12 protein-coding genes are annotated in these 10,441 nt (G+C 71.8%); 7 read left to right on the top strand and 5 right to left on the bottom strand.

Annotated features, from left to right (window positions below):
• Window positions 1–38: 38 nt before the first annotated feature.
• From ABZ646_RS04595 to ABZ646_RS04610, 4 genes are all read left to right on the top strand, one after another.
• Window positions 39–800 carry an SDR family oxidoreductase gene (locus ABZ646_RS04595; RefSeq protein ID WP_360512888.1) on the top strand — a complete coding sequence of 254 codons (762 nt, stop codon included), beginning with the start codon at window positions 39–41 and terminating at the stop codon, window positions 798–800.
• A gap of 232 nt (window positions 801–1,032) precedes the next feature.
• Window positions 1,033–2,610 (top strand): ABC transporter substrate-binding protein, encoded by a 1,578-nt coding sequence (locus ABZ646_RS04600; RefSeq protein ID WP_360512890.1) that lies wholly within the window; start codon window positions 1,033–1,035, stop codon window positions 2,608–2,610.
• 93 nt (window positions 2,611–2,703) lie between these two features.
• Complete coding sequence (locus tag ABZ646_RS04605; RefSeq protein WP_360512912.1) at window positions 2,704–3,387, top strand: uracil-DNA glycosylase; 684 nt, start codon at window positions 2,704–2,706, stop codon at window positions 3,385–3,387.
• Window positions 3,388–3,514: 127 nt separating this feature from the next.
• On the top strand, window positions 3,515–4,063 hold the full coding sequence (locus ABZ646_RS04610) for a hypothetical protein (protein ID WP_360512892.1): 549 nt from the start codon (window positions 3,515–3,517) through the stop codon (window positions 4,061–4,063).
• Between the two features lie 28 nt (window positions 4,064–4,091).
• Here the strand turns inward: ABZ646_RS04610 and ABZ646_RS04615 are convergent, their stop codons facing one another.
• Both ABZ646_RS04615 and ABZ646_RS04620 read right to left on the bottom strand, forming a co-directional pair.
• The gene (locus ABZ646_RS04615; RefSeq protein WP_360512894.1) at window positions 4,092–4,580 is read right to left on the bottom strand and encodes a hypothetical protein; all 489 of its coding nucleotides are present in this window, start codon (window positions 4,578–4,580) and stop codon (window positions 4,092–4,094) included.
• 112 nt (window positions 4,581–4,692) lie between these two features.
• Window positions 4,693–5,205, bottom strand: coding sequence for a DinB family protein (locus tag ABZ646_RS04620; protein ID WP_360512896.1), 513 nt, complete (start codon window positions 5,203–5,205; stop codon window positions 4,693–4,695).
• A gap of 120 nt (window positions 5,206–5,325) precedes the next feature.
• Between ABZ646_RS04620 and ABZ646_RS04625 the strand changes: the two genes are divergently transcribed.
• Window positions 5,326–6,237 carry a Gfo/Idh/MocA family oxidoreductase gene (locus tag ABZ646_RS04625; RefSeq protein WP_360512898.1) on the top strand — a complete coding sequence of 304 codons (912 nt, stop codon included), beginning with the start codon at window positions 5,326–5,328 and terminating at the stop codon, window positions 6,235–6,237.
• Here the strand turns inward: ABZ646_RS04625 and lnt are convergent.
• Together lnt and ABZ646_RS04635 are read right to left on the bottom strand one after the other, a co-directional pair.
• Complete coding sequence (lnt, locus tag ABZ646_RS04630) at window positions 6,155–7,729, bottom strand: apolipoprotein N-acyltransferase (protein ID WP_360512900.1); 1,575 nt, start codon at window positions 7,727–7,729, stop codon at window positions 6,155–6,157. The genes ABZ646_RS04625 and lnt overlap by 83 nt on opposite strands.
• A gap of 76 nt (window positions 7,730–7,805) precedes the next feature.
• Window positions 7,806–8,300, bottom strand: a complete 495-nt coding sequence (locus ABZ646_RS04635) for a nuclear transport factor 2 family protein (RefSeq protein ID WP_360512902.1) — start codon at window positions 8,298–8,300, stop codon at window positions 7,806–7,808.
• 159 nt (window positions 8,301–8,459) lie between these two features.
• On the opposite strand from ABZ646_RS04635, the gene ABZ646_RS04640 reads away from it, so the two are divergent.
• On the top strand, window positions 8,460–9,200 hold the full coding sequence (locus ABZ646_RS04640; protein WP_360512904.1) for an SDR family oxidoreductase: 741 nt from the start codon (window positions 8,460–8,462) through the stop codon (window positions 9,198–9,200).
• Window positions 9,201–9,210: 10 nt separating this feature from the next.
• Here ABZ646_RS04640 and ABZ646_RS04645 read toward each other — a convergent pair whose 3' ends face one another.
• Window positions 9,211–9,390: a hypothetical protein gene (locus ABZ646_RS04645; RefSeq protein WP_360512906.1), complete on the bottom strand. Its 180-nt coding sequence runs from the start codon at window positions 9,388–9,390 to the stop codon at window positions 9,211–9,213.
• 468 nt (window positions 9,391–9,858) lie between these two features.
• Between ABZ646_RS04645 and ABZ646_RS04650 the strand changes: the two genes are divergently transcribed.
• Window positions 9,859–10,227 carry a DUF4440 domain-containing protein gene (locus tag ABZ646_RS04650; RefSeq protein ID WP_360512908.1) on the top strand — a complete coding sequence of 123 codons (369 nt, stop codon included), beginning with the start codon at window positions 9,859–9,861 and terminating at the stop codon, window positions 10,225–10,227.
• The last annotated feature ends 214 nt before the right edge of the window (window positions 10,228–10,441 follow it).

Raw genomic sequence — 10,441 nt, forward strand, 5'->3', positions numbered from 1 at the left:
GGCCACCCGGGACTACTGAGGATCTGAGGATCACGGACATGACTGAACTGCCCGAGCTGTCCGGCAAGGTCGCCGTCGTCACCGGCGCCAGCCGTGGCATCGGTTACGGCGTCGCCGAGGCGCTGCTGGCCCGCGGCGACCGCGTCGCCATCACCGGTCGCAACGAGGACGCCCTCAAGGAGGCCGTCGAGAGCCTCGGCTCCGAGCGGGTCATCGGCATCGCGGGCAAGGCCCACGACGTCGCCCACCAGAGCGAGGTCGTCGAGCGCGCCATGGAGACCTTCGGCCGCGTCGACTACCTGGTCAACAACGCCGGCACCAACCCGGTGTTCGGCCCGATCGCCGACGTCGACCTGGACGTGGCCCGCAAGGTGTTCGAGACCAACGTGGTCTCGGCCCTCGGCTTCGCCCAGAAGACCTGGCACGCCTGGCAGAAGGACAACGGCGGCGCCATCGTCAACATCGCCTCCGTGGCCGGGCTCTCGGCCTCGCCGTTCATCGGGGCGTACGGCATCAGCAAGGCCGCGATGATCAACCTGACCCAGCAGCTGGCGCACGAGTTCGCGCCGGGCGTGCGGGTCAACGCGATCGCCCCCGCCGTCGTCAAGACCAAGTTCGCGCAGGCCCTGTACGAGGGCCGGGAGGCGGAGGCCGCCGCGGGCTACCCGCTGGGGCGGCTCGGCGTGCCCTCCGACATCGGCGGCGCCGCCGCGTTCCTCACCTCGGAGCAGTCCGACTGGATCACCGGTCAGACGCTCGTCGTCGACGGCGGCATCTTCCTCAACGCCGGCGTGGCCTGACGGCGCCTCAGCCCGGCCGGTCCGTCCGGGCGTCGTCTTCGTCACAGACATTTCGTCACAGGAACGACGGAAGCGGCGCCCGGGCGGTTGTGCACCATCTGCACGGCATCATGACAACGTCGTCATAGCACATTCGATCAACGCCCGTGTTTCCGGGGTGGTTCAAGGCGCGCAACGCTGCGGTATGGTCTGCCGCCGACCCCTGGTAGGTGGCGGATCGAGGAGCGTGCGCGTGTTCAACCGGAACCGAGGCCTGCGAAGAGCTGCCGCGGTCGCGTCGATGTCCCTGGTGGCCGGGTGCGGTGTCTTCGCCGGCAGCAGCGCGGCCGGCAGCGGGCCGATCGTCGTCGGTACGACCAGCGCTCCCAGTACGCTCGACCCGGCCGGATCGTGGGACGGCTCCTGGGAGCTGTTCCGCAACATCTACCAGACGCTGCTCGCCTACCCCGACGGCGCCACCACCCCGCAGCCCGACGCCGCCCGCAGGTGCGGCTTCACGGACTCCGCCAACCGCACCTACCGCTGTGAACTGCGCTCCGGCATGAAGTTCGCCGACGGCGACCCCCTCGACGCGGCCGCCGTCAAGTACTCCATCAACCGGATCCGGGCCATCAACGCACCCAGCGGTCCGGCCGGACTGCTCGGCAGCCTCGACCGGGTGCAGACGGTCGGCGACCACGAGGTGGTCTTCCACCTCGACAAGCCCGACGCCACCTTCCCGTTCGTGCTCGCCACCCCCGCCATGTCCATCGTCGACCCCGACGACTACCCCGCGCACTCGCTGCGCAAGGACGACTCGGTACACGGCTCCGGTCCGTACACCCTCAGGTCGTACGAGGACGGAAAGCGGGCCGAGCTGGTCCGCAACGACCACTACCAGGGTTTCGCGGACCGGCAGAACGACGCGGTGACCATCCGCTATTTCCAGGACTCCGCCACCATGGTCAAGGCCCTGCGCTCCGGGGACATCGACGTCACCTACCGCGGTCTCGCCGCCTCAGACATCGTCGCCCTGGAGGCGCACACCTCCACCGACCTGCAACTGGTCGACGGTGCCGGCACCGACATCAGCTACCTGGTGTTCAATCCCAGGGACCCGTGGGCCAAGAACCCGGCCGTGCGCAGGGCCGTCGCCCAGCTCGTGGACCGCGCCGCGATCGCCCACACCGTCTACAAGGACACCGTCGACCCGCTCTACTCCATGGTCCCGGCCGGTCTGACCGGCCACACCACCGGCTTCTTCGACGACTACGGCGACCCCAGCACCTCCAAGGCCCACAAGATCCTCGCCGACGCCGGCATCACCCGGAAGGTCCCGCTCACCCTCTGGTACACCACCGACCGCTACGGCTCCGAGACCGCGCGGATGTTCCAGGAGCTCAAGCAGCAGCTGGACGACTCCGGCCTGTTCACCATCACCCTGAAGAGCCGGCCCTGGAAGACCTATGTCGTCGGTTACGAGAAGGGCGAGTACCCGGTGTTCGGGCGCGGCTGGTTCCCGGACTTCCCCGACGCCGACAACTTCATCGCGCCCTTCGTCGGAGAGCAGAACGCCCTCGGCACGCCCTACCCGTCGCCCGTGATCACCGGCAGGCTGCTGCCCGACTCGCGGGGCGAGAGCGACCGGGCAAAGGTTGTGAAGGACTTCCAGCGGGCCCAGCAGATCCTCGTCAACGACGCCCGGCTGATCCCGCTGTGGCAGGGCCGCCAGTACGTCGCGGCGAGCGACGACATCTCCGGCGGCGAACAGGCGCTCGACCCGTCGACGATCATGATGATGTGGGAGCTGCACCGCAAGACCAGCTGGTGAATCCGCCGGGCGGCACCGGTTGTCAGTGGTCGGCTGTAGGTTCTTGGGCATCGGCAGGAACCGCAAGTGACCGCAATTCGTGAGGACGTTGACGTGACCGACATCGCCATGCTGCCCGAGTCCTGGCGCGGGGTTCTGGGTGACGAACTGCAGCAGCCCTATTTCAAGGAGCTGACCGAGTTCGTCGAGGAGGAGCGGGCGAACGGTCCCGTCTACCCGCCCCGCGAGGAGGTCTTCGCCGCGCTGGACGCGACGCCGTACGACCAGGTCAAGGTGCTGATCCTCGGCCAGGACCCGTATCACGGCGAGGGCCAGGGCCATGGCCTGTGCTTCTCCGTCCGCCCCGGGGTGCGGACCCCGCCGTCGCTGCGGAACATCTACAAGGAGATGAAGGAGGAGCTGGGGCTGGAGGTCCCGGACAACGGCTACCTGATGCCATGGGCCCAGCAGGGCGTGCTGCTGCTCAACGCGGTGCTCACGGTCCGTGCCGGTGAGGCCAACTCGCACAAGAACAAGGGCTGGGAGAAGTTCACGGACGCGGTGATCCGCGCGGTCGCCGACCGGCCCGACCCGGCGGTCTTCGTCCTCTGGGGCGGCTACGCCCAGAAGAAGCTCCGGCTGATCGACGAGAGCCGGCACGTCGTGATCCAGGGCGCCCACCCGTCCCCGCTGTCCGCGAAGAAGTTCTTCGGCTCCCGTCCGTTCACCCACATCAATGAGGCGGTCGCGGCACAGGGGCACGAGGCGATCGACTGGCAGATCCCGAACCTGGGCTGACGGCGCGGGCCGGAGGCGGCCGTCCGGCACTCGGTGGGGACACGGCGGGCCGGGCGCCGATGAGCCCGGGGAAGGCGCCTGGGGCGGTTAGCGTCGTCGGAGACGGTCGAGGAGTGCGGAGGGCGCCGTGGCGGACCGACAGGAGCAGACGGCACCGGATGCCGTGCTCACGCGGATCGGGCAGGTCGTGATGCTGCACCACGCCGGTGACCGTGAGGAGGCCCGCGGGCGCCTGCTCGACCTGTGGGCGGAGATCGGCGAGCACGGCGACCCGTTGCACCGCTGCACCCTCGCCCACTACCTGGCCGACACCCAGGACGACCCCGCCGACGAACTCGCCTGGGACCTGCGGGCGCTGTCCGCGGCGGACGAGGCGAGGGGGACGGGGCAGGCGAGCGAGGAGGACGCGGCGGAGGAAGGGGACGAAGCGGCGGGGGTGCGGGGTTTCTACCCGTCCCTGCATCTCAACCTCGCCGCCGACTACGTCAAGCTCGGCCGCACCGAGGCCGCCCGCACCCATCTGCGCCGGGCCCGCGGCGCGGCCGCCGCCCTCGCCGACGACGGTTACGGCGACGGAGTCCGGGCCGCCATCAGACGCCTGGAACGGCGCCTCGGCGACGACGACGGCCCGGACGGCGAGTCGTCCTGGGGACCCCCGCGGCAACGCCCGAGTTAGGGGCTGTCCGGGGGAGCGCCGACGGGTCTCAGCGCCCGTAGGTCTGTTCGCAGATCTTGGCCTGCGGGCTGTCCGCGCGCCAGCCGCCGTACTGCTTGCCGAGGGCGCACACGTCCGGGGCCTTCGGTGCGGAACGGGTGACGTCCGGGATGTCGACGTGCGGGCTGCGCGTCCGGTGCGGATGCGGCTGCGAGGGGGAACGAGGGTGCCCGGTGGCCGCGTGCGGGAGCGGCGTCCGGTGGTGGGGCGGGGCAGGAGGCGTCGGGGCGTCGTGCGGGGCCGCGGACGGAGGGCGGCCGTGGGTCCGGCGCGGGCCGACCATCTCCAACGCCTCCTTGGCCGGTGCCTGCACCACCTTGGGCTCGGTGCTGCCGTCCGGGCGGGGCACCGACGGCAGGGAGGGCGCCGTGCCCGGCGGCGGGCCGGGCACCGCCGGACGCTGGACCGTCACACAGCCGGACAGGGCCGAGACGGTCACGGTGACCAGGAGCGCTGCGGTCGTCGTCGTTCGATGCACTCGGGCAACTCTGCTGGCTCGGAGCGGGAGTTGACACCGCCGACGGGAGTTCGGTGCCCCGCACGGGTGATCTCGTGCCCCGTACGGGGGAAGGGCGGCCGCGAGGCTGACGTCAGTCGCCGGTCGCGCCGTCGATCCGCTCCCGGATGAGGTCGGCGTGACCGTTGTGCCGGGCGTACTCCTCGATCATGTGGGTGTGGATCCAGCGCAGGCTGATGTACTTGCCGGTACGGCGGTGGCGGCCCTTGGAGAGGTCGTCGAGGCCGAAGTCGGCCGCGGCGGCCCGGGCGGCCTCGATCTCGGCCTGCCAGACCGCGTACGCCTCCTGCCAGGTGTCCCCTTCGGTGAGGTGGAACTCCCCGTCGGGATCCTCGTCGCTCCAGTACAACGGCGGAGCATCCGCCCCCGCGAGCACCCTGCGGTACCAGGACCGCTCCACGTCGGCCATGTGCCGTACCAGGCCCATCAGGGACAGCGGGGACGGCTCCACGGAGGCGGTCCTGAGCTGGGCGTCGGTCAGGCCCTCGCACTTCACCGCGAGGGTTTTCCGGTGGAACTCCAGCCAGTCCTCCAGCATGGTGCGTTCGTCGGCGTCGGTCTCGGGCAAACGGCGTTCGGTCGTCATCCCGGCATCCTCGCCGAGCCCGCTCGATCCCACCACGGATTATCGGCCCGTATGCTTTCGCACAGACATGCGTGGGGATCTGTGCACGGACCTGCGCAGGCAATCGCCGGAGGAGCGTCAGTGAAGGTCGGCTGCATCGGACTCGGTGACATCGCGCAGAAGGCGTACCTGCCGGTGCTGGGCACGCGCCCGGGGGTCGAACTGCACCTCCAGACCCGTACCCCCGCCACCCTCGACCGGGTCGCCGACACCCTCCACCTGCCGGCCGGCCACCGGCACACGACCCTCGACGAACTCCTCGCCCAGGACCTCGACGCCGCCTTCGTGCACGCGCCGACGGGCGCCCACCCCGAGATCGTCACCCGGCTCCTGGAGGCAGGCGTACCGACCTACGTCGACAAGCCGCTGGCCTACCGGTTCGCCGACTCCGAGCGGTTGGTGGCGCTCGCCGAGGCGCGGAACGTGTCGCTGTTCGTCGGCTTCAACCGGCGCCACGCCCCCGGCTACGTCCAGTGCGCCGACCATCCGCGCGAGCTGATCCTGATGCAGAAGAACCGCGTCGGGCTGCCCGAGGAACCCCGCACGATGATCCTCGACGACTTCATCCACGTCGTCGACACCCTGCGCTTCCTCGCCCCCGGCCCGGTCGACGACGTCACCGTCCGCGCCCGGGTCGTCGGCGGACTGCTCCACCACGTGGTCCTGCAACTGTCCGGGGACGGCTTCACCGCGCTCGGTGTGATGAACCGGCTCAGCGGCTCGGCGGAGGAGATCCTCGAGGTCTCCGGGCAGGACACCAAACGCCAGGTCCTCAACCTCTCCGAGGTGATCGACCACAAGGGGCAGCCCACGGTCCGGCGGCGCGGCGACTGGGTACCGGTCGCCCGGCAGCGCGGCATCGAACAGGCCGTGTTCGCCTTCCTAGACGCCGTCCGGGCCGGGAAGGTGCTCAGCGCCCGGGACGCACTGGCGACTCACGAACTGTGCGAGCAGGTGGTACGAGAGGTTCGGCGGCACCCCGGCGCAGCCTGACCACCCGCACCCCCTCGCTCAGGCAGTATCCGGCGAGCACCAGCAGCGCACCGTCCACCGCCCAGTCGCCGAAGCGTACGAAGGGGGTGACCCCGTGCGCGACCGGCACCTCGTAGACCCGGGCCGCGCTCGCGTCCGTGCCCAGCCACGGGCCCACACGCGCCCCGTCCGGGCCGTACACGGCGGACACCCCGGTCAGCGTGGCGTGCACCATCGTGCGGCCGGTCTCGGCGGCTCGCAGGGCGCCCAGTGAGGCGTGCTGCTCGGGAGCCCAGCTGTGCTGGAACGAGGAGGTCGAGGACTGGCCTATCAGCACCTCGGCGCCGTCCTGCGCGAGATGCCGGCTCATGTCGGGGAACGCCGTCTCGAAGCAGACCATCGGGCCGACCCGCAGCCCGTGGCCGACGTTCATCACCACCTGCTCGGTACCGCGCCGCCGGTCCTCGCCGGCCGCCTTGCCCACCGAGGTGGCCCAGCCGAGCAGTGAGCGGGCCGGTATGTACTCGCCGAAGGGCACCAGCCGCATCTTGTCGTACCGCTCGCCGGTCGGCCCGCCGGCGCCCACCAGGAGGGAGCTCTTGTAGATGCCGGGCCGGTCCGAGCGCCGGGCGTCGACGTTGACCAGGATGTCCGCGCCGGTATCCCGGGACAGGGCGGTGATCCGGCGCGCGAGGTCGGGCCGGTCGCCGAGGTCGAAGCCGACGCTGCTCTCGCCCCACACGATCAGGTCGGGGTGCTGCCCCGCCAGTTGGCGAGTCAGCTGCTCCTCGCGGTCGAAGCGCCGGTCGCCACTGTCGGAGCCGTCCAGGATGCCGGGCTGTACGACGGCGATCCGGACGTGCCCGTCGACCTCCGGGCGCGGCGACCACACCCAGGCGGCGGAGGTCGCGGCGGCCGTGGCCACCAGCGAGGCGACCGCCGGCATCCGGGCCTCGCGCACCGCGACGAGCACGGCGACGGCCACGTTCACGGCCACCACCAGGAAGCTCAGCAGCCACACCCCGCCCACGGAGGCCAGCCGCAGCGCCGGTGTCACCTGCCACTGGGTCGCGCCGAGCATGCCCCACGGCCCGCCGAGCCCCTGCCAGGACCGCACCAGCTCCACCATCAGCCAGCCCGAGGGCAGCACCAGCACCGCGGCCGCCGCACGCCCCGGCGACGGCACCCCGCCCAGCAGCCGGCGCGTCAGCCAGCCCCAGGGTGCCCAGAACACGCTCAGCAGCCCGGCTATCAGGAAGATGAAGACGTGCAGACTCGGCAGCAGCCAGTGGTGCACGGCCACCATGAACCCGAAGCCCCCGCACCAGCCGTCGTACGCCGCGCGCCGCCCGGACGGCGCCGACCGGGCCAGCAGCAGCCACGGGACCAGCGCGACATAGGCGAACCACCACAACGACGGTGCCGGAAAGGCCAGCACGGGCAGCGCGCCTGCCAGCGCTCCGACACAGGAACGCCGCCACGGGGAGGTGAGCCAGCGTTCTACGGTCCTCATGCTTCGCCTCCTGCCCGCGGGTCCTTCCAGTGTGCGGGACGGGCCGGGAGCTTCGACAGGGGGCACGGACGCGGGCTCAGCCGGGGACGGCCGCCGCGCGCGGGCCGGGCAGCGCGCGCCACCGCTCCTCGACGACCACCGTCCGCAGCCGCCAGCCCTCGCCGGTGCGCAGGAACGCGAAGGAATAGCGGCCGCCGCACACGAAGTCCGGGGCGGTGGCCGCACCCTCGCCGCCGTCGCCCCCGGCGAACCGCATCGGGTTCACGTAGTCGGCCTGGACCTGGGCGGTGTCACCGGTGTCGTGCTCCAGCGTCCCGAAGCGCACCCGGCGGTTCACGATCAGATGCTGCCGCATCGAGAAGAGGGCCAGGTTCTCCGAGAGCCACCCGGCGACCTGTCCCGCGCCCCCCTCGATCCCTCCGGCGGAGCGGTAGTCGGCCCGCCCGTCCGCGGTGAACAGGGCCCGGTACGCCGTCCAGTCGCCGTCATCGACGGCGACCGCGTACTCGGTGACCACCTCGTCCACGGCCAGCCGGTCCATCACGGTCGCGAGCTCCACGCGCTGCGTCATCGGCTCAGTGTTGGGCACGGGCCGCACCCCGCCAAGGGGTGGGAGCGATATTCGGTGCTGTTCGACCCGGCGTCCACCCGCACGGACCCGGTGGCCGGTCGTGTGCCGGTGCGACCGCGGGTCGTAGGATCGCCGCCTGATCGTTCTGAGGAGGCTCGTATGGCACGTCCCGTCACGGTGGTCACCGGTGGCAGCCGCGGCATCGGTGCCGCGACCTGTCTGCGGCTCGCTGCGGACGGGCACGATGTCGTGATCGGCTACGTCCGGGACGCGGACGCCGCCGCGGGGGTCGCCGACAAGGTCGCGAAGGCCGGGGCGCGCTGCGCCGTCGTCCAGGTGGACACGGCGGTGGAAGCGGATGTGGACCGGCTGTTCGACACGGCGGAGCGGGAACTGGGGGCCGTCACCGGGCTGGTCAACAACGCCGGTGTGACAGGGCCGTTGGGGCGGCTGGCGGATGCCGGCACGGCCGATCTGCGCAGGGTCGTCGAGGTCAATCTGCTCGGGACGCTGCTGTGTGCCCGGCGGGCGGCCCGGCAGATGGCCATGCGGGGCAGTGGAGCGATCGTGAACGTGTCCTCGGGGGCCGCCACGCTCGGCAGCCCCGGCGAGTTCGTCCACTACGCGGCGACGAAGGCGGCCGTCGACGCCCTGACGGTGGGCCTCGCCAAGGAACTGGGGCCGGACGGGGTGCGGGTCAACGCGGTCGCGCCCGGCGCCGTCGACACCGAGATGCACGCGGCGATGGGCGACCCCGACCGGGCCCGGCGGATCGGCGCCGCCGTGCCGTTGGGACGGGTGGGCCTGCCGGAGGAGATCGCCGCCGCGATCGCCTGGCTGCTGTCGCCGGAGGCCTCCTACACGACCGGCACGGTGCTGCGGGTGGCCGGCGGTCGCTGAGCCCCGGCCCTCAGGCCGCCTCGATGATCTGCCCGCGGATCGCCTCGGCCCACTCGACCACCAACAGCTCGTACTCCGACCGCTCCTGGGCCGACAGCGATCCACGCGCACGCAGCCACAGCGCCCGGATGTGCTCGTTGACCTCGGCAGCAGACCGCACGGAACCAGGGGTTCGGGAATCGGGGGACATGCGCAACAGCGTAGGGGCAGGACCTGACCGTGCGCTACCGGGCCGCTACGCAGACCGTATGGGGTTGGTCACGGGCGGTACGGCGGGCCGGCGGCCGGGCCTCGGCATGTGCCGGGCGGGTGGGCGCGCCTCGGACCGGCCGTGATCCCAGGGACGGCCCTTTGCCCTCGCCGGAGCCGGTGTGCCGGCACCGGACCCCGGGAAACGGGCGGGTGCCGAGGGTTGGCCGAGATGAGCCGCCACACCGCCCGCGACACGCCGCCCACGCGCCCGGCGGCAGGTCGTGTGCGGGTCGCGTCCGTGATGCCGGGTCACGTCGTGCGCAGCGTGGCGGCGAGGAGGGCGAGTTTCTCGGCGCTGTCGCTGCCCGGTTCCGGATGGTGGACGACGAGCGTCTGGCCCGCCGTGCCCGCTGAGCCGGTGGGAAACCCGCTGGGCCCGGGCGGCGCGACCGCCTAGGCTCCGGGCATGACGGACGAGGACGAGCGGGCGGTGCGAGCGGCGATCGAGGGGGAGCTACGGCTGCTCGACCCGGCGGTGCGTGCCTCGCCGGACCTCGTCCTGGAGCTGCTCGATCCGGAGTTCACCGAGGTGGGGGCGTCCGGCCGGCGCTGGGACGCGACCTCCATCCTGACCGTGACCAGCGGCGGATCGGTCTCCCCTGACGCGCCGGTCGAGGTCACCGACATGTCGGGGACGGTCCTGGCCCCGGGCGTCGTGCTGCTGAGGTACTTCGGCGACAACCAGGGGCGGCGCGTCTGGCGCAGCTCCGTGTGGCGGCTGACGGCGACGGGCTGGCGGCTGTACTACCACCAGGGCACCCCGGCCGCCGCTTGACGAGACCCGCGCCTGCCCGGCCGTCGGCCGGAGGGCGCCCGCCTCAGCTCGCCGACTCCGCCGCGTGCGGGCTGAGGACGTCCGCCGAGACCAGGGTGATGATGACGATGCCCAGGGCGATGCGGTACCAGACGAACGGCATGAAGCTCTTGTTGGAGATCCACTTCATGGCTGGAAGGAGTCGCCCGTGACATCGGCGAACTGGATGACCTCG

The sequence above is a fragment of the Streptomyces sp. NPDC007162 genome (assembly GCF_040634175.1).
Lineage (GTDB): Bacteria > Actinomycetota > Actinomycetes > Streptomycetales > Streptomycetaceae > Streptomyces.